The 22,611-nt window shown below is 66.7% G+C and carries 16 protein-coding genes; 2 read left to right on the top strand and 14 right to left on the bottom strand.

What is annotated here, in order from left to right:
* Positions 1–217: 217 nt before the first annotated feature.
* The gene (locus tag PBV52_RS29035) at positions 218–1,924 is read left to right on the top strand and encodes a hypothetical protein (RefSeq protein WP_274242277.1); all 1,707 of its coding nucleotides are present in this window, start codon (positions 218–220) and stop codon (positions 1,922–1,924) included.
* Positions 1,925–1,956: 32 nt separating this feature from the next.
* On the opposite strand, the gene PBV52_RS29030 is transcribed toward PBV52_RS29035, so the two are convergent.
* Positions 1,957–3,429, bottom strand: a complete 1,473-nt coding sequence (locus tag PBV52_RS29030; RefSeq protein WP_274242276.1) for a sugar transferase — start codon at positions 3,427–3,429, stop codon at positions 1,957–1,959.
* 439 nt (positions 3,430–3,868) lie between these two features.
* Between PBV52_RS29030 and PBV52_RS29025 the strand changes: the two genes are divergently transcribed.
* Positions 3,869–4,375, top strand: a complete 507-nt coding sequence (locus PBV52_RS29025; RefSeq protein ID WP_274242274.1) for a hypothetical protein — start codon at positions 3,869–3,871, stop codon at positions 4,373–4,375.
* A 109-nt stretch (positions 4,376–4,484) separates the two neighbouring features.
* Here PBV52_RS29025 and tuf read toward each other — a convergent pair whose 3' ends face one another.
* The 13 genes from tuf to rplK all read right to left on the bottom strand — a co-directional run bounded on the left by tuf (position 4,485) and on the right by rplK (position 22,399).
* Complete coding sequence (gene tuf, locus PBV52_RS29020) at positions 4,485–5,678, bottom strand: elongation factor Tu (protein WP_030046358.1); 1,194 nt, start codon at positions 5,676–5,678, stop codon at positions 4,485–4,487.
* A 154-nt stretch (positions 5,679–5,832) separates the two neighbouring features.
* Complete coding sequence (gene fusA / locus PBV52_RS29015) at positions 5,833–7,959, bottom strand: elongation factor G (protein ID WP_274242271.1); 2,127 nt, start codon at positions 7,957–7,959, stop codon at positions 5,833–5,835.
* A 39-nt stretch (positions 7,960–7,998) separates the two neighbouring features.
* Entirely contained in the window at positions 7,999–8,469 is a 471-nt protein-coding gene (gene rpsG / locus PBV52_RS29010) for a 30S ribosomal protein S7 (RefSeq protein WP_003992340.1), read from the bottom strand.
* A gap of 2 nt (positions 8,470–8,471) precedes the next feature.
* The gene (gene rpsL / locus PBV52_RS29005; protein WP_003948652.1) at positions 8,472–8,843 is read right to left on the bottom strand and encodes a 30S ribosomal protein S12; all 372 of its coding nucleotides are present in this window, start codon (positions 8,841–8,843) and stop codon (positions 8,472–8,474) included.
* Between the two features lie 355 nt (positions 8,844–9,198).
* Positions 9,199–9,726, bottom strand: a complete 528-nt coding sequence (locus PBV52_RS29000; protein ID WP_274242218.1) for a DUF1707 and DUF4190 domain-containing protein — start codon at positions 9,724–9,726, stop codon at positions 9,199–9,201.
* A gap of 160 nt (positions 9,727–9,886) precedes the next feature.
* Positions 9,887–13,786, bottom strand: coding sequence for a DNA-directed RNA polymerase subunit beta' (locus tag PBV52_RS28995; protein WP_274242217.1), 3,900 nt, complete (start codon positions 13,784–13,786; stop codon positions 9,887–9,889).
* 98 nt (positions 13,787–13,884) lie between these two features.
* Entirely contained in the window at positions 13,885–17,370 is a 3,486-nt protein-coding gene (rpoB, locus tag PBV52_RS28990; RefSeq protein WP_274242215.1) for a DNA-directed RNA polymerase subunit beta, read from the bottom strand.
* 581 nt (positions 17,371–17,951) lie between these two features.
* Positions 17,952–18,341: a 50S ribosomal protein L7/L12 gene (rplL, locus tag PBV52_RS28985; protein ID WP_274242214.1), complete on the bottom strand. Its 390-nt coding sequence runs from the start codon at positions 18,339–18,341 to the stop codon at positions 17,952–17,954.
* Between the two features lie 114 nt (positions 18,342–18,455).
* The gene (gene rplJ, locus PBV52_RS28980) at positions 18,456–18,986 is read right to left on the bottom strand and encodes a 50S ribosomal protein L10 (protein WP_030046352.1); all 531 of its coding nucleotides are present in this window, start codon (positions 18,984–18,986) and stop codon (positions 18,456–18,458) included.
* A 289-nt stretch (positions 18,987–19,275) separates the two neighbouring features.
* On the bottom strand, positions 19,276–20,133 hold the full coding sequence (locus PBV52_RS28975) for a hypothetical protein (RefSeq protein WP_274242212.1): 858 nt from the start codon (positions 20,131–20,133) through the stop codon (positions 19,276–19,278).
* 101 nt (positions 20,134–20,234) lie between these two features.
* On the bottom strand, positions 20,235–21,029 hold the full coding sequence (locus PBV52_RS28970; RefSeq protein ID WP_274242210.1) for a hypothetical protein: 795 nt from the start codon (positions 21,027–21,029) through the stop codon (positions 20,235–20,237).
* A gap of 130 nt (positions 21,030–21,159) precedes the next feature.
* Positions 21,160–21,885, bottom strand: coding sequence for a 50S ribosomal protein L1 (gene rplA / locus PBV52_RS28965; protein WP_274242208.1), 726 nt, complete (start codon positions 21,883–21,885; stop codon positions 21,160–21,162).
* A 79-nt stretch (positions 21,886–21,964) separates the two neighbouring features.
* The gene (gene rplK, locus PBV52_RS28960) at positions 21,965–22,399 is read right to left on the bottom strand and encodes a 50S ribosomal protein L11 (RefSeq protein WP_028805116.1); all 435 of its coding nucleotides are present in this window, start codon (positions 22,397–22,399) and stop codon (positions 21,965–21,967) included.
* Between the last annotated feature and the right edge of the window lie 212 nt (positions 22,400–22,611).

Here is a 22,611-nt window from a genome sequence, read left to right as displayed (position 1 = left end):
GACTGCCTCGCCATGATCGCCATGTCACGAACGTAAGCGCTCGGGCGCGCCACACCCGATGAGACAAGCGGACTTATCGTGAGATCCACCCGATTGGCCTCGGCTGTGAGCGCGCCCGCGACCGCCGCCCGTTCTGATTGATGGACTATGCCATCGCTGAGTCGAAATTGAATTCCTGAAGGAAAAAGAGCGGGATTCCGACACGAGGACAGACGGCATGCACGCTGGGCAGACGGCACACGATCTCGGCGTCAGCCGCACGACGGACGACCTCGCATCAGCGCCTCGACGGGCAGCCGAAAAGACAGACCGGCCCCTTTCCTACGGCCTGTTCTGCGCGGTCCTTCTCATGCACTCCGCCCTCGCTCTGTTCATCGGGGCGAACGGCTGGGACGACGGATCCATCACCCTTGCGTTTGCACGCACCTTCGCCGAGTCCGGCCAGATTGCGCTGACACCGCTCTCCGAGACGGTCGAGGGATTTTCGAGCCCCTTCTGGTTCTTGCTGATGGCGGGGACCTACCGCTGGCTGCCATTGGAATTCGACGGCATGATCCTGGCCAGCCAGCTGTGGTCCGGCCTCTTCGCAGCCCTCGGTGCCGCCCTGCTGTACATCATGCTGCGACAGTACGGTCGCCTCCAGGCCTGGATCGTCAGCCTGGTGCTCTTCGGGTACGGGCCGTTCCTCAACGAGACCATCAATGGAATGGAGATGACGTCGCTGTCGGCGGCGGCGCTCGCGATCGTATGGCTGCTGCGCAGCGGCCACCGACATGCGTGGATCGGGCTGATGCTGCTGGCTGCCACAGCCCCGTGGATCCGGGCGGAAGCCGTCGGCTACGTCATCGCCGGCGCTGTGGTGCTGGCGCTCTGCTCCAAGGAGTACCGCTCGGCGGTGGCCCTGGCTGCGGGGGCCGTTCTCTCCTTCACGGTGCTCACAGCAGTTCGCCTGGCGCTGTTCGGCTCGCTGCTGCCGAACACGATGACGGCGAAGCGGTCCAGCCCGTACAGCGCGGACTCGCCGATCAAGCACATCCTGCAGGTGTGCGTGGCCGCGGTGGAGGTCCTCTACGTCCTGCTGCCGGCAGCCGTCATCGCCATCACGGCGTTGACCGCCATGCGCAGTGGGTGGCGGTCGGCAGGCACCGAGGCATTCGGGCGCATGCGCTCACGGAGTGTCCGCCCCGTCGCGAGCTTCAGCCTCGGCTACATCGCGGCTGTCGCGGCATTCAACTTGGGGATCGGCCGGAACTGGGGCTACATCGGACGGATGGAGCAGGCCGCGATCGCGCTGGGCGTGGTGGCGGTCGCACTGTCAAAGCCTCATGTCATGCATTTCCTGAAATCCACGCCCCGCCTCTTCGCCGTGATCGCCGCGCTGCTTCTCCTCACGGCCTGCGGCATCGAAAAGCAGTTCATCGCCGCACGGCTCCATCCCGAGACCGAGGTGGCTGTCACCCCAGCGGCATATCGCATGACCGGCGAGGCGATGGATGAGGTGCGGGTGAAGCTGGGACAGCCGGCACTGACCGTGTTGACCCCGGACGTCGGGGGCTCGAGTCTGTGCTGTACGAAATTGAAGATTCTTGACCTTGCCCTGCTGGCCAACGCTGCGCTCGCCCGGGACGGATTCGCTGCGATGCCCTCGTACTTGGCGGCCAGCAAACCCGACCTGGTGGAGACACACGGCATGTGGTCGGAGGCCTCGAAGCTGTACGACATCGCCTACTTCCGGGACAACTACACACCGATCGTCGTCCGCGGAATGTGGATGTACCTGCGTCATGACCTCCGCCTGAAGCTGGACTCACGGTGCACGCCGGGCATCCCCGAGAAGGCACGCCTGCTGCGCTACCGCGGTGCCGAGGTCGACGAGCAGTATGTGCGCTCCCTGAATCTCGATTCGGTGTGCCGGCTTTCCTGACGGGTCGATCCAGGCCACCGGGCCGAACCTTCTCAGTAGGCGCCGCGCCCGTCCAACACGGCGCGAACCGTGCGCGCCATGACCGTCATGTCCCAGGTCCACGACCAGTTGTCGACGTACCGCAGATCGAGCGAGACGGTCTCGTGCCAGGACAGGTCGGATCTGCCGCTCACCTGCCACAGTCCCGTGAGGCCGGGTTTGACACTCAGCCGGCGCATCTCCACCTGGTCGTAGCGGGCGACTTCCTCGGGCAGCGGCGGGCGGGGTCCCACCAGCGACATGTGTCCGAGGAGGACATTGGCCAACTGGGGCAGCTCGTCCAGCGAGTAGCGGCGCAGAAAGCGCCCGGCGGACGTGACCCGCGGATCCCGGCGCAGCTTGAACATATGGCCGTCGTGTTCGTTCGCCGCCGCCAGGTCACCCTTTATCCGGTCCGCGTCCACGACCATGGTCCGGAACTTCCACATGGGGAAAGGCGTCCCGTCCCGGCCGACGCGGACCTGACGGTAGATGACCGGCCCCGGCGAACTCACGCGCACGGCGAGCGCCAGCAGTGCGAACAGCGGAGCCAGCACCATGAGCAGCACGAGCGAGCCTGCCCGGTCCGTGGCGGCCTTCAGCAGCGTCGGCAGCCCACGGCGCGTCGGCGGTGAGACGTCCAGCAGGGTGAGCCCGGCGGCCGAGGCGATACGGACCCTGCGCCGGGCCACTTCGACGATGCCGGGCAGCACCATCAGCCGGCGGCCTCGGTCGTGCAGGGCCCACGACAACCGCCGAAGCCGGTCCCCGCACATGTGCCTGCCCGTGGTGACGAAGACCAGGTCGGCACCGAGCGCCTCAGCCGCCTCCGCCACGGGCACGGCATCCTCGTCCGCGGCGGTCGGCACGCCGACCCGCAGCCGGGCCGGCACGGGCAGGCCGGACAACACGTCGCCCTCGCCCAGCACACAGGCCCCGACCACCACGTACCCGTGGTCCGTACGCTCGGCGAGCTGCCCGACCACGGCGTCCACGGCCCCGGCCTCACCGACGACGAGGACACGTCGAAGCCCTCGGGCGCGGCGTCGGACGGCCAGGATGCGGCGATGGATCGCCTTGCGGCAGACCACGGTGACCGCCAACGACGGGCACAGCGCGGCAAGAACCGCTGCGGGTGGCTCGCCGAGCCCGAATACGGTCCGCAGCACGGCCAGCGCGCCGAGCAGCACCAGCCAGTCCCGCACGACCGGTCCGACCGGGGCGCCTTCGTCCCATGTCCAGGATGCGTAGCGCCTGGCGGCGAGGCCCACGAGCACCCAGACGAACGTGATGGTCACCGCCTGGTGCACGGGGTGGGCCGCACCGATCGCCGCGAAGGTCACCCCGGTCGGCAGCGCCATCCCCAAGGAGTCGGCACCGACCGCGACCGGTACGCACCACCCCTGCGCAGGGCGTTGGGGCGTGGTGGACCGGTGCGGCGTGAGGGGAATCGCCTGCCCTGACGCCGCGCTGGTGAACTGCCGCATGGTTCTCCCTCTGACCCCGGCCCTCGGCGAACACATGGGGCGCGGCTGCGTCGGAGGAGCAGCTCACGCCCTGTGTGAGGGTTATATCAACATTTTTTGAATGTATGTCCTACTTGCATGACTTGATACCGGGCGTTTCCCGTCGCGGGACGACGTGCTCACAGGCGCCGGAAACCGGCCCGCACGGGGGTGTGACGGCCTCGCCGAACGCCCGTGACGACACACCGGCGCTCGGCCTTTCCGGTGCTCCGCAACCCGGACGGCCTAGGCAGAGGAATCCCCCGGGGGTGGCGTTGATCGGATTGTGTAAATGATCAGATGCCCGGCAGCGGATGCGAATCAGCGCTCGAGCCGCCGAAGGAAGAGGCGCGACAGTCCGCGAAGGCCGGTACACCCAGAACAAGAAGGAGTACTCGTCGTGCGAGTGACTACTCGAGCAATGACCCCATCGCGGCGCCCGAGGTGGGGAGCACACCTCGTCGCCCTCGGCCTGTCGACGGCGCTGGCCGTGACCTTCGCCGCCCCCGCGTCGGCGCAGGCGGGGGACCAGCTGGACGCCGCTGTGCCGCCCGTTGAGTACACGGCGGAGGTGAACCCGGACTGCGAGGACATCAACGGGTTCACCCTGGAGGTCGACACGGACGACGAGCCCGCGGACGGAGAGGTGCTCAACTTCTCGTCCGGGGGCCAGAACGGAACGATCACCCTCGGCGTCACGGAGGGCGAGCAGGGGCAGCTTCTCTCGTTCGACTTCAGCGGCCCCTTCGCCGCCGGTGCGGTCATCGTCAAGGGCAGCAACAACGCCAACATCTACGACTACCGGCCCACGATGGCCGGCCAGATCGAGGCCGACGAAACGCTCCATGCCCCGATCAACCCCAGCGGTGGCTTCGCGGACCTCAGCCACGTCGCCTTCTGCATCCTGCCGGACGGCTCCAACACCTGACGCGTCTCCCCTGCCGGAAAGCACCGGAAAGCAAAGGGGCCCGCACGACCGAAGTCGTGCGGGCCCCTTCAGGAGCTCGCGTCGGAGCTACCAGGTCAAGTCAACAAGCTCACTTGTTGATCTTGGTGACCTGGCCGGCGCCCACGGTCCGGCCACCCTCACGGATGGCGAACTTCAGGCCCTCTTCCATGGCGACGGGCTGGATGAGCTCCACCTTCATCTCGGTGTTGTCACCCGGCATGACCATCTCGGTGCCCTCGGGGAGGGTCACCACGCCGGTCACGTCCGTCGTACGGAAGTAGAACTGCGGACGGTAGTTGTTGAAGAACGGCGTGTGGCGGCCACCCTCGTCCTTGGACAGGATGTAGGCCTGCGCCTCGAACTCGGTGTGCGGGGTGACCGAGCCCGGCTTGATGATGACCTGGCCGCGCTCGACGTCCTCGCGCTTGATGCCGCGGAGCAGCAGACCGACGTTCTCACCGGCCTGGCCCTCGTCGAGCAGCTTGCGGAACATCTCGATGCCGGTGACCGTGGTGGTGGTCTTCTCCTGCTTGATGCCCACGATGTCAACGGTCTCGTTGACCTTGAGGACACCACGCTCGATACGGCCGGTGACGACCGTACCGCGACCGGTGATCGTGAAGACGTCCTCGATCGGCATCAGGAACGGCTTGTCGACGTCACGCTCGGGCTGCGGGATGTTCTCGTCGACGGCCTTCATCAGCTCGAGGACGGTGTTGCCCCACTCCTTGTCGCCCTCAAGGGCCTTGAGCGCCGAGACCTTGACGACCGGCAGGTCGTCGCCCGGGAACTCGTACTCGGAGAGCAGCTCGCGAACCTCGAGCTCGACGAGCTCCAGGATCTCCTCGTCGTCCACCATGTCGGCCTTGTTCAGGGCGACGACGATGTACGGAACGCCGACCTGGCGGGCCAGGAGCACGTGCTCCTTGGTCTGCGGCATCGGGCCGTCGGTGGCGGCGACCACGAGGATGGCGCCGTCCATCTGGGCAGCACCGGTGATCATGTTCTTGATGTAGTCCGCGTGACCGGGGCAGTCGACGTGGGCGTAGTGACGCGTCTCGGTCTGGTACTCGACGTGCGCGATGGAGATGGTGATACCGCGCTGGCGCTCCTCGGGAGCCTTGTCGATCTGGTCGAAGGCCGAGGCCTCGTTCAGGTCCGGGTACGCGTCGTGCAGCACCTTGGTAATGGCGGCCGTAAGGGTCGTCTTACCGTGGTCGATGTGACCGATGGTGCCGATGTTGACGTGGGGCTTAGTCCGCTCGAACTTCGCCTTCGCCACGGGGTCCTCCTGTGGAGTGGTTCTGAACGCCTTGCTTCATCGGCGCCAGGTGATCTTTGCTGGAAAGCCCGGGGCCGGGGGCATTCCCCCACGAATGTGGGTGAATACCCCTGGCGGCTCCGGAGTCAAGCCTAAAGCGTGTGAACGCGGAGCGTTACTCGCCCTTGGCCTTCGCGATGATCTCCTCGGCGACGTTCCGCGGAACCTCGGCGTAGGAGTCGAACTGCATGGAGTAGCTGGCACGGCCGGACGTCTTGCTGCGCAGGTCGCCGACGTAGCCGAACATCTCCGAGAGGGGCACGAGGCCCTTCACGACGCGAGCACCCGCCCGCTCCTCCATGGCCTGGATCTGGCCACGGCGGGAGTTGATGTCGCCGATGACCTCGCCCATGTAGTCCTCGGGCGTGGTGACCTCGACGGCCATCATCGGCTCGAGCAGCACGGGGCTGGCCTTGCGCGCGGCCTCCTTGAAGGCCTGCGAACCGGCGATCTTGAACGCGAGCTCGGAGGAGTCGACCTCGTGGTAGCCACCGTCGATGAGCGTGACGCGGACGCCCGTCATCTCGTAGCCCGCGAGGATGCCGAACTGCATGGCCTCCTGCGCACCGGCGTCGACCGAAGGGATGTACTCCTTCGGGATACGACCACCGGTCACCTTGTTCACGAACTCGTACGAGGCGTCGCCGCCCTCGATCGGCTCGATCGCGATCTGCACCTTGGCGAACTGGCCGGTACCACCAGTCTGCTTCTTGTGCGTGTAGTCGACGCGCTCGACGGCCTTGCGGATCGTCTCGCGGTAGGCGACCTGCGGCTTGCCGACGTTGGCCTCGACCTTGAACTCACGGCGCATACGGTCGACCAGCACCTCGAGGTGCAGCTCGCCCATACCACCGATGATGGTCTGGCCGGTCTCCTCGTCCGAGTGGACCTGGAAGGACGGGTCCTCCTCGGCCAGGCGCTGGATCGCGACGCCCAGCTTCTCCTGGTCGCCCTTCGACTTGGGCTCGATGGCGACCTGGATGACCGGCGCCGGGAAGTCCATGGACTCCAGGATCACCGGCTGCTTGTCGTCGCTCAGCGTCTCACCGGTGGTGGTCTGCTTGAGGCCCATGACGGCGACGATGTCGCCGGCGCCCACCGACTCGATCTCCTCACGCTTGTTCGCGTGCATGCGGTAGATCTTGCCGATGCGCTCCTTCTTGCCCTTGACGGAGTTCAGCACGGCGGTGCCGGACTCCAGGCGACCGGAGTAGATCCGGACGAAGGTGAGCTTGCCGAGGTGCGGGTCGCTCATGATCTTGAACGCCAGCGCGGACAGCGGCTCGTCGTCGGACGGCTTGCGCTTGACGACGACCTCGGGGTCCTTCACGTCGTGGCCCTCGATGGCCTCGACGTCGAGCGGGGTCGGCAGGTAGCGCACGACCGCGTCGAGCAGGGGCTGAACGCCCTTGTTCTTGAACGCGGTGCCACAGAACACCGGGGTGACCGTGGTGTCGCTGGACTTGCCGGACGCGATGGTGATGCGACGGATCGCGGCGTACAGCTGCTCCTCGGTGGGCTCCTGGCCCTCCAGGTACAGCTCCATGATCTCTTCGTCGTTCTCGGCGACGCCCTCGATCAGCTTGCCGCGGTACTCCTCGGCAGCCTCGGTGTGCGTGGCCGGAATGTCGACGACGTCGTACATCTCGCCCTTGGCGGCCTCGGCGGACCACACGAGCGCCTTCATGCGGACCAGGTCCACGACGCCCTTGAAGTCGGCCTCGGCGCCGATCGGAAGCTGCATGACCAGCGGCTGCGCACCAAGGCGGTCCGAGATCATGTCGACGCAGCGGTGGAACTCGGCACCGGTGCGGTCCAGCTTGTTCACGAAGCAGATGCGCGGCACGCCGTAACGGTCGGCCTGACGCCACACCGTCTCGGACTGCGGCTCGACACCGGCGACACCGTCGAACACCGTCACGGCACCGTCGAGCACACGCAGGGAGCGCTCCACCTCAACGGTGAAGTCGACGTGCCCCGGGGTGTCGATGATGTTGATGGTGTAGTCGTTGTCCTCGAGCGGCCAGTGACAGGTGGTGGCAGCAGAGGTGATCGTGATGCCACGCTCCTGCTCCTGCTCCATCCAGTCCATGGTGGCAGCGCCGTCGTGGACTTCACCGATCTTGTAGCTGACGCCGGTGTAGAAGAGGATCCGCTCGGTGGTGGTCGTCTTGCCCGCGTCGATGTGGGCCATGATCCCGATATTGCGGACCTTGGCCAGGTCAAGTGAAGTGGTAGCCATAAGGCTTCAGTCTTCTCTCGGTCTCGATGGGGTCTGCGACTACCAGCGGTAGTGCGCGAAGGCCTTGTTGGACTCGGCCATCTTGTGGGTGTCCTCGCGCTTCTTCACAGCGGCACCAAGGCCGTTGGAGGCGTCGAGAAGCTCGTTGAGCAGACGCTCGGTCATGGTCTTCTCGCGACGGGCGCGGGAGTAACCGACCAGCCAGCGCAGCGCGAGCGTGTTGGCACGACCGGGCTTGACCTCGATCGGAACCTGGTACGTCGCACCACCGACACGGCGGGACTTGACCTCAAGGGTCGGCTTGATGTTCTCCAGCGCGCGCTTCAGCGTGATGATCGGGTCGTTGCCCGTCTTCTCACGCAGACCCTCCATGGCGCCGTAGACGATGCGCTCGGCGGTGGAGCGCTTGCCGTTCAGCAGCACCTTGTTGATGAGCGACGTGACAAGAGGAGAACCGTAGACCGGGTCGATGATGACCGGGCGCTTCGGGGCGGGGCCCTTACGAGGCATTCTTACTTCTCCTTCTTGGCGCCGTAGCGGCTGCGGGCCTGCTTGCGGTTCTTGACACCCTGGGTGTCAAGCGAACCACGGATGATCTTGTAGCGAACACCCGGCAGGTCCTTCACACGGCCGCCGCGCACGAGCACGATGGAGTGCTCCTGCAGGTTGTGTCCCTCACCCGGAATGTAAGCGGTGACCTCGATCCCGCTGGTCAGACGCACACGCGCGACCTTACGCAGGGCCGAGTTCGGCTTCTTCGGGGTGGTCGTGAACACACGCGTGCAGACGCCACGACGCTGAGGGGAACCCTCGAGTGCGGGCGTCTTGTTCTTCTCGACCTTGTCCTGCCGGCCCTTACGGACCAGCTGCTGGATCGTAGGCACTACTTCTCCGGTTTCTGTGTGCCGAATGGTGAAGCTAACCTGGAACGTCGCCGACCCACGCGGTCGGGTGTGTCGATCCTGCGGACTCCCGCCGCAAGGCGAAAAGAGCACAGATTACGGTGGCCGCTCACAGCTCGCTATGCGGTCGAAGGCACGCACGAGAGCCAGGGCACACCCCAGGCACAAGGTCTGAGCGTACCTACCTCATTCGCTGCGGTCAAAACAAATGGGCCTCGCCCACCTCGCCGCCCGGCCCATGTCAAGACCACGAGCCGTGTTTGATCTTCGAATCGGCGGTCCCGGCACGTCGGAGCCGTAGCGCACAACCCCCGAACCGGCCACCCGTAGCCCGTCCTCACGCGGACACCGCGGCGGCCACGAGCATCAGCGTCAGCAGGAGCGCCCAGCCCGCGGTCGACAGCCAGCCGAGCACGAGTCCGGTCAGGGCGAGCGCGTCACCGCTCTCCCCGGTACGGCGGATCTCGGAGCGGGCCGCGTGCCCCAGGACCACTGCCGGGATGCCGGTCATCCCGAAGGTCACCAGGCACAGCACCCCGCAGACCGCCGAACCGACGGCCTTGCCATTGGTCTGCGGCCGGGCCGGCAGGAACGTGCGTGGCACAGCCGTGAGGGGCACAGGCTGCGGTACGGGGCCCTGGGGCAGGTCGGCCACGAGCAGGGCCAGCTCACCGACGGTACGGGCCGCGTAGGCCCGCTCGATCCGCTTGTCGAACTCGTCCTTCTCCAGGCGGCCCTCACCGAATCCCGCCCTGAGCACATCCACGGCACGCTCACGGTCGGCGTGCGAGGCGAGCATCGCCGGACTGCTCGGGACAGGCCCCGGCTGCCATGGCTGCCATGGCTGCCACAACGGATGCGTCATGGAGCACCTCCCCCGTACTGGTCGGAGTCCCTCCATGATGCGCCGAACCGGCATTCCCGGCATCGGGGTCCCCCCGGAGAAAACCCGGAGACGACCCCGGGAACGCCGAAGGGCGGCCACCCCGGGAGGTGACCGCCCCTCAGTGCTTCAGACGCACGCCTTACTGGTTGTACGGACCGTAGTCGTAGTCCTCCAGCGGAACGGCCTGGCCGGAGCCCGTGCCGAACGGCGAGTAGTCGATGTCGTCGTAGCCGACGGCCGAGTACATCGCGGCCTTGGCCTCCTCGGTCGGCTCGACCCGGATGTTGCGGTAGCGGGACAGGCCCGTACCGGCCGGGATGAGCTTACCGATGATGACGTTCTCCTTGAGGCCGATCAGGGAGTCGGACTTGGCGTTGATCGCCGCGTCCGTGAGGACCCTGGTCGTCTCCTGGAAGGACGCCGCCGACAGCCAGGACTCCGTGGCCAGCGAGGCCTTGGTGATACCCATGAGCTGCGGACGACCGGAGGCCGGGTGACCGCCCTCCTGGACCACACGACGGTTCTCGGTCTCGAACTTCGAGCGCTCGACCAGCTCGCCGGGCAGCAGCTCGGCGTCGCCGGACTCGATGATCGTCACACGGCGCAGCATCTGCCGGATGATGATCTCGATGTGCTTGTCGTGGATCGACACACCCTGCGAGTTGTAGACCTTCTGGACCTCGCCGACCAGGTGGACCTGGACGGCACGCTGGCCCAGGATGCGCAGCACGTCGTGCGGGTTGGTGGCACCCACGGTGAGCTTCTGGCCCACCTCGACGTGCTCGCCCTCGCTGACCAGGAGTCGGGCACGCTTCGAGATCGGGAACGCCGTCTCGTCGCTGCCGTCGTCCGGGGTGACGACGATCTTCTTGGTCTTCTCGGTCTCCTCGATCCGCACGCGGCCCTGGGCCTCGGAGATCGGGGCGACACCCTTCGGGGTACGGGCCTCGAAGAGCTCGACGACACGCGGCAGACCCTGGGTGATGTCGTCACCGGCCACACCACCGGTGTGGAAGGTACGCATCGTCAGCTGGGTACCGGGCTCACCGATGGACTGGGCGGCGATGATGCCGACCGCCTCACCGATGTCGACCAGCTTGCCGGTGGCGAGCGAACGGCCGTAGCACATGGCACACGTGCCGACGGCGGACTCGCAGGTCAGGACCGAGCGGGTCTTGACCTCCTCGACGCCCGCGCTGACGAGCACGTCGATGAGGACGTCACCGAGGTCGACGCCCGCCGGGGCGAGCACCTTGCCGTCGACGACGATGTCCTCGGCGAGGCAGCGTGCGTACACGCTGGTCTCGGCGTTGTCCGCCTTACGCAGGACGCCGTCGGCGCCGCGCTCGGCGATGGCCAGCTTGAGGCCGCGCTCGGTGCCGCAGTCCTCCTCGCGGATGATGACGTCCTGCGAGACGTCCACCAGACGACGGGTGAGGTAACCCGAGTCGGCGGTACGCAGGGCGGTGTCCGCCAGACCCTTACGGGCACCGTGCGTGGAGATGAAGTACTCCAGCACGGACAGGCCCTCACGGAAGGACGCCTTGATCGGACGCGGAATCGTCTCGTTCTTGGCGTTCGACACCAGACCACGCATACCGGCGATCTGCCGCATCTGCATCATGTTTCCTCGGGCACCCGAGTCAACCATCATGAAGATGGGGTTCGTCTTGGGGAAGTTCTCGTTCATCGCCTCGGCGACCTCGTTGGTCGCCTTGGTCCAGATCGCGATGAGCTCCTGAGTGCGCTCTTCCTTGGTGATCAGACCGCGCTCGTACTGCTTCTGGACCTTCTCGTCCTGCGCCTCGTAGCCGCGGACGATCTCCTTCTTCGCCTCGGGAACGACGACGTCGGAGATGGCCACGGTGACACCGGAACGGGTCGCCCAGTAGAAGCCGGCCGCCTTCAGGTTGTCGAGCGTCGCCGCCACGATGACCTTGGGGTAGCGCTCGGCCAGGTCGTTGACGATCTCGGAGAGCTGCTTCTTGCCCACCGAGTAGTCGACGAACGGGTAGTCCTCGGGCAGCAGCTCGTTGAAGAGCGCACGGCCCAGGGTGGTGCGCAGGCGGAACGTGTCCCCCTGCTGCCACTCCGGCTCGCCCTCCTCCTGCGCCGGCGGGGTCCAGCCACGCGGCGGGATGGTGCCCACCGGGAAGCGGATGTCGATCGGCGACTGGAGCGCGAGCTCACCGGCGTCGAACGCCATGATCGCCTCGGCCGTGGAGCCGAAGGACCGGCCCTCGCCCTTGGTGTCACGCAGCTCGCCGTCGGTGGTGAGGAAGAACAGACCGAGGACCATGTCCTGGGTCGGCATCGTCACCGGACGGCCGTCGGCGGGCTTGAGGATGTTGTTCGAGGACAGCATCAGGATGCGGGCCTCGGCCTGCGCCTCCGCGGACAGCGGCAGGTGCACGGCCATCTGGTCACCGTCGAAGTCCGCGTTGAACGCGGTGCAGACGAGCGGGTGGATCTGGATGGCCTTGCCCTCGACCAGCTGCGGCTCGAAGGCCTGGATGCCGAGGCGGTGCAGGGTGGGAGCACGGTTCAGCAGAACCGGGTGCTCGGCGATGACCTCTTCGAGGACGTCGTACACGACCGTGCGGCCGCGCTCCACCATGCGCTTGGCGCTCTTGATGTTCTGCGCGTGGTTGAGGTCCACGAGCCGCTTCATCACGAACGGCTTGAAGAGCTCCAGCGCCATCGCCTTGGGCAGACCGCACTGGTGCAGCTTCAGCTGCGGACCGACGACGATCACGGAACGCGCGGAGTAGTCCACACGCTTACCGAGCAGGTTCTGACGGAATCGACCCTGCTTACCCTTCAGCATGTCGCTGAGGGACTTCAGCGGGCGGTTACCCGGACCGGTGACCGGGCGACCACGACGACCGTTGTCGAAGAGGGCGTCAACAGCCTCCTGAAGCATGCGCTTCTCGTTGTTGACGATGATCTCGGGCGCGCCGAGGTCGAGGAGCCTCTTCAGACGGTTGTTGCGGTTGATCACACGGCGGTACAGGTCGTTCAGGTCGGAGGTCGCGAAGCGGCCACCGTCCAGCTGCACCATCGGACGAAGGTCCGGCGGGATGACCGGCACGCAGTCGAGCACCATGCCCTTGGGGCTATTGCTGGTCTGCAGGAACGCGGAGACGACCTTCAGCCGCTTCAGCGCACGGGTCTTCTTCTGACCCTTGCCGGTGCGGATGATCTCGCGGAGGCGCTCGGCCTCCTCGTCCAGGTCGAAGGACTCCAGGCGCTTCTGCAGCGCCGCGGCACCCATCGAGCCGTCGAAGTACGTGCCGAAGCGGTCACGCAGCTCGCGGTAGAGCAGCTCGTCGCCCTCGAGGTCCTGGACCTTGAGGTTCTTGAACCGGGTCCACACCTCGTCGAGACGGTCGATCTCGCGCTGCGCACGGTCACGCAGCTGCTTCATCTCGCGCTCGGCACCCTCGCGCACCTTGCGGCGCACGTCGGCCTTGGCGCCCTCGGCCTCCAGCTCGGCCAGGTCGGTCTCGAGCTTCTTGGCGCGGGCCTCCAGGTCGGCGTCCCGGCGGTTCTCGATCTGCTGCCGCTCGACGGAGACGTGCGCCTCCAGGGAGGGCAGGTCGCGGGTACGACGCTCCTCGTCGACGAACGTGATCATGTACGCCGCGAAGTAGATGACCTTCTCGAGGTCCTTGGGAGCCAGGTCGAGCAGGTAGCCCAGCCGGCTCGGGACACCCTTGAAGTACCAGATGTGCGTGACAGGCGCGGCCAGCTCGATGTGGCCCATCCGCTCACGACGCACCTTGGCGCGAGTCACCTCGACGCCGCAGCGCTCACAGATGATGCCCTTGAAGCGGACACGCTTGTACTTGCCGCAGTAGCACTCCCAGTCCCGGGTCGGACCGAAGATCTTCTCGCAGAAGAGTCCGTCCTTTTCGGGCTTGAGGGTGCGGTAGTTGATGGTCTCGGGCTTCTTGACCTCGCCGTGGCTCCACTGACGGATGTCGTCAGCGGTGGCCAGACCGATCCGGAGCTCATCGAAGAAGTTGACGTCGAGCACTATGCGTCAATCCCTCTCAGGGTTGTAAGTCTTGGGGTCTGAAACGGGGGCCTGGGGGTCGGCGGGGCCCTGTGGGTGAGGGCCCCGCCGGACTCCCGTCAGACCTCTTCGACGCTGCTCGGCTCGCGCCGGGACAGGTCGATGCCGAGCTCCTCCGCAGCGCGGAAGACGTCCTCGTCGGTGTCACGCATCTCGATGGACATACCGTCGCTGGACAGCACCTCCACGTTCAGGCAGAGCGACTGCATCTCCTTGATGAGCACCTTGAAGGACTCGGGGATGCCGGGCTCGGGGATGTTCTCGCCCTTGACGATGGCCTCGTAGACCTTCACGCGGCCGGTGACGTCGTCGGACTTGATGGTCAGCAGCTCCTGGAGGGCGTACGCGGCGCCGTAAGCCTCCAGCGCCCACACCTCCATCTCACCGAAGCGCTGGCCACCGAACTGGGCCTTACCACCCAGCGGCTGCTGGGTGATCATGCTGTACGGGCCGGTCGAACGGGCGTGCAGCTTGTCGTCGACCAGGTGGTGCAGCTTCAGGATGTACATGTAGCCGACGGAGATCGGGTCCGGGAACGGCTCACCGCTACGGCCGTCGAACAGCCGCGCCTTACCGGTCGGGAGCACCATGCGCTCGCCGTCGCGGTTCGGGATGGTGTGCTGCAGCAGACCCGCGAGCTCGTCCTCGCGCGCACCGTCGAAGACGGGGGTCGCGACGTTCGTGCCCGGGTCGACCTGGTCGGCGCCGATCGCCTGGAGGCGCTGCGCCCACTCCTCCGCGAGGCCGGAGACGTCCCAGCCGCGGCTGGCGAGCCAGCCGAGGTGGATCTCCAGAACCTGTCCCGGGTTCATTCGGGACGGCACACCCAGCGGGTTCAGGATGATGTCGACCGGAGTTCCGTCCTCGAGGAACGGCATGTCCTCGATGGGCAGGATCTTCGAGATGACACCCTTGTTGCCGTGACGGCCGGCGAGCTTGTCACCGTCGGTGATCTTGCGCTTCTGCGCCACGTACACGCGCACCAGCTGGTTCACACCGGGGGGAAGCTCGTCGCCCTCCTCGCGGTCGAAGACGCGGACGCCGATGACCTTGCCGGTCTCGCCGTGCGGCACCTTCAGCGAGGTGTCACGGACCTCACGGGCCTTCTCACCGAAGATCGCGCGCAGCAGGCGCTCCTCCGGCGTCAGCTCGGTCTCACCCTTCGGGGTCACCTTGCCGACGAGGATGTCACCGGCGATGACCTCGGCACCGATGCGGATGATGCCGCGCTCGTCGAGGTCGGCGAGGACCTCCTCGGAGACGTTCGGGATGTCCCGGGTGATCTCCTCGGGGCCGAGCTTGGTGTCACGGGCGTCGACCTCGTGCTCCTCGATGTGGATCGAGGAGAGGACGTCGTCCTGCACGAGGCGCTGCGACAGGATGATCGCGTCCTCGTAGTTGTGACCCTCCCACGGCATGAACGCCACGAGCAGGTTCTTGCCCAGCGCCATCTCGCCCTGCTGGGTGGCCGGACCGTCGGCGAGGACCTGGCCCTCGATGATCCGGTCGCCCTCGTGGACGATGACCTTCTGGTTGACCGAGGTGCCCTGGTTGGAACGGGCGAACTTGGCCAGGCGGTACGTGATGTACGTGCCGTCGTCGTTGGCGGTGGTGATGTAGTCCGCGGAGACCTCCTGGACCACACCCGCCTTCTCGGCCTTGACCACGTCACCGGCGTCGACGGCGGAGCGGTACTCCATGCCGGTGCCGACGAGCGGGGCCTCGGACTTAATCAGCGGCACGGCTTGACGCATCATGTTCGCGCCCATGAGGGCACGGTTGGCGTCGTCGTGCTCGAGGAACGGGATCATGGCGGTCGCGACCGACACCATCTGGCGCGGCGAGACGTCCATGTAGTCCACGTCGTCACCGGCGACGTAGTCGACCTCGCCACCACGGCGGCGGACGAGGACGCGGTTCTCGGCGAACCGCATGTCGTCGTTGAGCGTGGCGTTGGCCTGCGCGATGACGAAGCGGTCCTCTTCGTCGGCCGTCAGGTAGTCGACCTCGTCGGTGACCTGACCGTCGACGACCTTGCGGTACGGCGTCTCCACGAAACCGAACGCGTTGACGCGGCCGTAGGAGGCGAGCGAACCGATCAGACCGATGTTCGGGCCTTCAGGGGTCTCGATCGGGCACATACGGCCGTAGTGAGACGGGTGCACGTCACGGACCTCGAAGCCGGCCCGCTCACGGGAGAGACCACCCGGGCCAAGCGCCGACAGACGGCGCTTGTGGGTGAGACCCGACAGCGGGTTGTTCTGGTCCATGAACTGCGACAGCTGGCTGGTGCCGAAGAACTCCTTGATGGAGGCGACGACCGGCCGGATGTTGATCAGGGTCTGCGGCGTGATCGCCTCGACGTCCTGGGTCGTCATGCGCTCACGGACGACGCGCTCCATACGAGCCAGACCGGTACGGACCTGGTTCTGGATGAGCTCGCCGACGCTGCGCAGACGACGGTTGCCGAAGTGGTCGATGTCGTCGGTCTCGACGACGATCGTGCCGCCGCTGTCGCCGGTCGTCTCGGTCTCACCGGCGTGCAGCTTGACCAGGTACTTGATCGTCGAGATGACGTCCTCGACGGTCAGGATGCCCGCATCGAGCGGAGCGTCCGCACCCAGCTTCTTGTTGACCTTGTAGCGGCCGACCTTGGCGAGGTCGTAGCGCTTCGGGTTGAAGTAGAGGTTCTCCAGAAGCGTCTGGGCGGCCTCACGCGTGGGGGGCTCGCCCGGACGCAGCTTGCGGTAGATGTCGAGCAGCGCGTCGTCCTGGCCCTGGGTGTGGTCCTTCTCCAGGGTGGCGCGCATCGACTCGTACTCGCCGAACTCCTCGAGGATCTGCTCGGTCGTCCAGCCGAGAGCCTTGAGCAGAACGGTGACGGACTGCTTGCGCTTGCGGTCGATGCGGACACCGACCATGTCGCGCTTGTCGATCTCCATCTCCAGCCAGGCACCCCGGGACGGGATGATCTTGGCGGAGAAGATGTCCTTGTCGGACGTCTTGTCGATGGAGGAGTCGAAGTAGACACCGGGCGAACGGACCAGCTGCGACACCACGACACGCTCGGTGCCGTTGATGACGAAGGTGCCCTTGTTCGTCATGAGCGGGAAGTCGCCCATGAAGACCGTCTGGGACTTGATCTCGCCGGTCTCGTTGTTGGTGAACTCAGCCGTCACGAAGAGCGGGGCGGCGTACGTGAAGTCGCGCTCCTTGCACTCGTCGATGCTGTTCTTCGGCGGCTCGAAACGGTGGTCGCGGAACGTCAGCGACATCGACCCGGAGAAGTCCTCGATCGGGGAGATCTCCTCGAAGATCTCCTCGAGGCCGGACTTGGTGGGGACATCCTGACCGGACTCCAGAGCCGCCTCGACCCGACTCTGCCAGGCGGTGTTGCCGAGCAGCCAGTCGAAGCTCTCGGTCTGCAGCGCGAGCAGGTTCGGAACCTCGAGGGGCTCCTTGATCTTTGCAAAAGAGATGCGCAGCGGGGCGGTGCTGGCGCCGTTGTTCGTATTCGCGGTCGAGGCAGTGCGCGAGGCGGCCAAGAGGGGGTCCTTCCGAGGGCTCGGACTCACTACGCGCGTACCGGCCCCTCACCGGGGCACAGAGACAGGTGTTTCCTTCTCCGACCAAAGAATGGCCAGGTCAGGGATGGTCCGGTCATCGGTGCTCAAGCGAGGGCATGCCCCTGGTGACGGGCAGGGGACAGCTAACAGGCAGCGCAAAGGGTCAGTGTAGCCACTTGGCACACTGATGTCCAGTGCGGGTTTTTCGCGACCCTCGTTGTTCTCAACGCCCTCGGCATGCTCGCCCTCAATGCACGTTGATACTGCCCTCTTCGTCGCCGATCCATGCCTCGGATTCGGATCCTTGTGACGACGCGTCCTGAGAATTGCGCGCTGCGTGCGGTTCGTCAAGGCCCCCATGCCCGAACCCAAGGACTCCCGGAGACACGACGAAGATCACCATACCCCCCGCCGAAGCGGGCGCAAGGTAACCGTGGCCGCGCCCCCAGGAACGCCGAAGAGCGACCACCCGAATGGATGATCGCTCTTCGGTGCGACTGCGTTACAGCCCTACGAGGCTGCTCTCAGCATGCGCGAAGGTCGTACTCGACCGAGAGGTCTTACTTGACCTCGACGGAGGCGCCGGCGCCCTTGAGGGACTCGGCGGCCTTCTCGGCGGCGTCCTTGGCGACCTTCTCGAGAACGGGCTTGGGGGCGCCGTCCACGAGGTCCTTGGCCTCCTTCAGGCCCAGGGAGGTCAGCTCACGCACGACCTTGATGACCTGGATCTTCTTGTCGCCGGCGCCGGTGAGGATGACGTCGAACTCGTCCTTCTCCTCCTCGGCCTCGGCGGCGGCGCCACCAGCGGCACCACCGGCGACGACGACCGGCGCGGCAGCGGCGGCGGTGACGTCGAACTTCTCCTCGAAGGCCTTCACGAACTCGGAGAGCTCGATGAGGGTCATCTCCTCGAACTGCGCGAGCAGGTCTTCCTGGCTGAGCTTCGCCATGATGGCGGTCCTTCCACTAATTCGGCAGGTGCCGGGTGTACTGGGTGAGGCGGGCGTACGTCGGCCCGCTGTGGCCTCCGCGTTCAGGCTGCGGGGGCCAGTGTGCGAGCCGAATTACTCGGCACCGCCCTGCTCGGCCTGCTTGGCGCGGAGCGCGTCCACCGTGCGGACGAGCTTCGACGGCAGCGCCTGGAAGACGGAGGCAGCCTGGGACTGCTTCGCCTTGAAGGCACCGGCCAGCTTGCTGAGCAGAACCTCGCGGGACTCGAGGTCCGCAAGCTTCTTGATCTCGTCGGCGCTCAGCGCCTTACCCTCAAGGACACCGCCCTTGATGACGAGATTCGGGTTGTCCTTGGCGAAGTCACGGAGACCCTTCGCCGACTCCACCGGGTCACCGGTGACGAAGGCGACAGCCGTCGGACCGTTGAACAGGTCGTCCAGCGTCGTGATCCCGGCCTCGTTGGCCGCAATCTTGGTCAGCGTGTTCTTCACCACGGCGTACTGGGCGTTCTCACCGAGCGAACGACGCAGCGTCTTGAGCTGCGCCACGGTGAGACCGCGGTACTCGGTCAGCACGGCAGCGTTGGAGTTGCGGAACTGCTCCGTCAACTCGGCCACTGCGGCAGCCTTGTCGGGCCTCGCCATGAGCCTCGGCCTCCTTCCGGGTGATTCTGACCGCGCGGACCCGAAGGAGGACTGGGGAAAACGAAACGCCCCGGCGCAGGCGCACGGGGCGGACTCGACCGGGCGTACACACTGGACGTGCGCACTCCGGGAGTTCTTCCACAGTCACCTGCGCGGGTCGCCCGCATTTTCAGCGGATCCTTCGGCCACCGCACCCTCTCGCGAGCGCACGGCAACGACCAGCGGTCTTTGGCTTCTGTAGGAGAGTACGGGACGCAGTCGCTGTCGAGCAAATCGGCCCTTACGACCCTCAGCGCCCGTTCTTCTTCAGCGGCTTGCGCAGGTCCGCCGTGTCGTCGGCGCGGGGTGCCCGGATCGTCACCGGCTTGCCGTAGTCGAGGAAGGTGAAGGTGAGGTCGAGCCGGCCGTGCCGGCCGAAGCCCTGGGTGCGGAGCCGCTTGACGCGGTCGTCGCCGTCGACCCAGGCGTCCAGGGTGAGCTCGTCCACGCCCAGCTTCTCGTACTGGTCGAGGCTGTTCTCGCGGCCCTGTCGGGTGGCCTTGTCGTCGATCTTCTTGAGGGAGGCGCGGAGCTCGTCGAGGGTGGCCGTCCCCGCGTAGTGCGTGGTGTCGGCGCCGTCCACCTTCTCGGACCCGATCCGCTTCACGTCCTCCGCGGCGGCCAGGAAGGCCGCTTCCCGTGCCGGGTTGCGGCTCACCTGGTCGCGCAGATCGCCGACGTCCATGCGCAGGCCGCCGTGCGTGGTGAACTTGGCGTTCGGGCCGTAGCTGATCCAGTGCCGGCCGCCCATCTCCTCGACCATGTCGCCGGTCGCGCTGCCGTACAGCACCCCGCCGACCAGGCGCAGCTCGGACTCGCCCTTCTGATCGCCGCTCAGGTTGGCCGTCCTGAGACGCGCCGCCACCGGCTTCGTGGCGACGGTCGCCTCGTCCGCCATCCGCCCCCGCCCCGGGAACTTGCCGGTCACCCGGTAGTGCAGGGACGTGACGCCCTCGGTCTTCTCCATGGCCCGTGCGACGGCATCGGTGGCCGGTGAGTCCGCCGACCGCTCCGGGCCGGCCCCGGCCCCGCAGCCGGCGAGCAGCAGCGCCGCGAGGCCGGCGCCCGCCACCCGACGCGGCACGGAGGCACGTACGGCAAGGCTCATTGATTCCCCCCAAGGAACGCATGGCTGGTGCGTGGTCGGCGCACAGCAAGATCGGGAGCGTAACCCGGGAGGCCTGGACAGTCTTCCGGATTCCGCGTCCTTCAGCGGCGCTCAGGGGCCTTCAGCAGCTCCTTGAAGTCCGCGGTGTCCCCCGCCGGAGGCTTCTCGGTCGCGGCCTTCACGCCGTAGTCGCTGTAGTAGGCGGTCTGGGTCAGCTCTCCCGTGGCCATCCGGCCCTTCTCGACCTTCTTGACCAGCAGGTTCCGGTGGTCGACCCATATGTCGAAGGTCTGCGTGGTCGCGCCCTCACCCTGCACCGTGCCGGAGTAGTGCGTGGTGTGCTCGCCTCTCACCTTCTCCTCGCCGACTTTCCGCACGTCCGTGGAGGACAGCAGCAGCTTCACGGACGTATGCGGCGCGGTGCCGCGCATCTGGTCCGCGAGATCCGCTCCGGAGCCGCCGGCGACGCGCTTGAGGTCTTCGTAGCCGTACTTGATCCAGTGCTTGCCATCGGTCTTCTCGGCGAACGTGTCGCCCATGCGCGCGTAGTAGGCGTCCGGGAGATAGCGGGCCTCCATCGACGTGGTGCCCAGTCGGCGCATGGTCTCGGCCGTCGTGCCGCCGGTGTACGTGATCGTCAGGGTGCCGGTGAGGCCGTCGCCCCAGGCGAGGGTGCCGTCGGCCTTCATGGACAGCGTCGAGCCCATGGTGGTCGTGGAGCTGACGCGGGCGGACTCGGCGGCGTCGGTGGACCGCTCGACGGTGCGCAGGGCGGCCGTCACGGCGCGAGCGGGCTCCTCGTCGGGACGGTCGGAGGACGTGCAGGCGGCCAGGGCCGTCAGCGCGGTCAGCAGCGCGATCCAGAAGACCGACCGGCCCGCCCTCGTGCTCGTCATTCGTCCCCCCTGTGCCCATCCCGTGAATGCACGTTAACCCAGGGCACTGACAAACGGGCCGGAGAACGGGGACGGGCCCCGCACCCGGGAAGGGTGCGGGGCCCGTCTGTGAGCCTGGTGAGCCGTTGGCTCAGACCGCGGCCGGGTCCTCCTCGACGAGGAGGTTGCGGGTGCGGTTCGGGTCGACCAGGATGCCGGGGCCGATCGTGGTGCTGATCGCGGCCTTCTTGATGTAGCGACCCTTGGCGGCGGACGGCTTCAGACGGAGGATCTCCTCCAGCGCGGCGCCGTAGTTCTCCACCAGCTTGGTGTCGTCGAACGACACCTTGCCGATGATGAAGTGCAGGTTCGAGTGCTTGTCGACGCGGAACTCGATCTTGCCGCCCTTGATCTCGGTCACGGCCTTGGCCACGTCCGGGGTCACGGTGCCGGTCTTCGGGTTCGGCATCAGACCACGCGGACCGAGCACGCGGCCGAGGCGGCCGACCTTGCCCATGAGGTCCGGCGTGGCGACGACGGCGTCGAAGTCCAGGCGGCCCTTCGAGACCTCGTCGATCAGTTCGTCGGAGCCGACGATGTCGGCGCCCGCAGCCTCCGCGGCCGCAGCACGGTCACCGGTCGCGAAGACCAGGACCCGGGCGGTCTTACCGGTGCCGTGCGGAAGGTTCACGGTGCCACGGACCATCTGGTCGGCCTTACGCGGGTCAACACCCAGACGGAAGGCGACCTCGACGGTGCCGTCGAACTTGGACGTGGACGTCTCCTTGGCAAGACGGACGGCCTCGAGCGGGGCGTAGAGCTTCTCCCGGTCGATCTTCGCGTCCGCAGCGCGGAGAGTCTTGCTGCGCTTGCTCACTACTGCTCCTGTTGCTTCTTAGGAGTTGTGGTCCGGGCCGAGCAGGCCCTGCCACTCACTTCTGCTTGGGGGTTGGAGGTCAGCCCTCGACCGTGATGCCCATGGAACGGGCGGTGCCGGCGATGATCTTCGCGGCGGCGTCCAGGTCGTTGGCGTTGAGGTCGGGCATCTTGGTGGTGGCGATCTCGCGGACCTGCGCCTCGGTGATCTTGGCGACCTTGGTCTTGTGCGGCTCGCCGGAGCCCTTCTCCACGCCCGCGGCCTTGAGGATCATCTTGGCGGCCGGCGGCGTCTTGGTGATGAAGGTGAAGGAACGGTCCTCGTAGACCGTGATCTCCACCGGGATGACCCAACCGCGCTGCGACTCGGTCGCGGCGTTGTAGGCCTTGCAGAACTCCATGATGTTCACGCCGTGCTGACCCAGCGCGGGGCCGACCGGCGGAGCCGGGTTGGCGGCACCGGCCTGGATCTGGAGCTTGATAAGCCCCGTGACCTTCTTCTTCTTGGGAGGCATGCTCTCTCCGGGTCCTTAGTGAGAGTTTTGCGCCGCCACCCGTACCGCTGACACCTGGAGCGGTGTCCGGATCATCCGGATGGAGGCATACCGCACAACGATAACGGGTAACACGCCAGGGCCAAAACCGGCAGCTCAGGCGCCCGGCCGTCCACAGCCCCCGAACAGGGGCCGACCCCGGCCGCCGCGCGTCGGCCGGGGGCCGCGAGGGG

It is taken from the genome of Streptomyces sp. T12 (assembly GCF_028736035.1).
Classification (GTDB): domain Bacteria; phylum Actinomycetota; class Actinomycetes; order Streptomycetales; family Streptomycetaceae; genus Streptomyces.
Note: the sequence above shows the minus strand (reverse complement) of the source record. Positions and strands in the feature narration are given on the sequence as shown.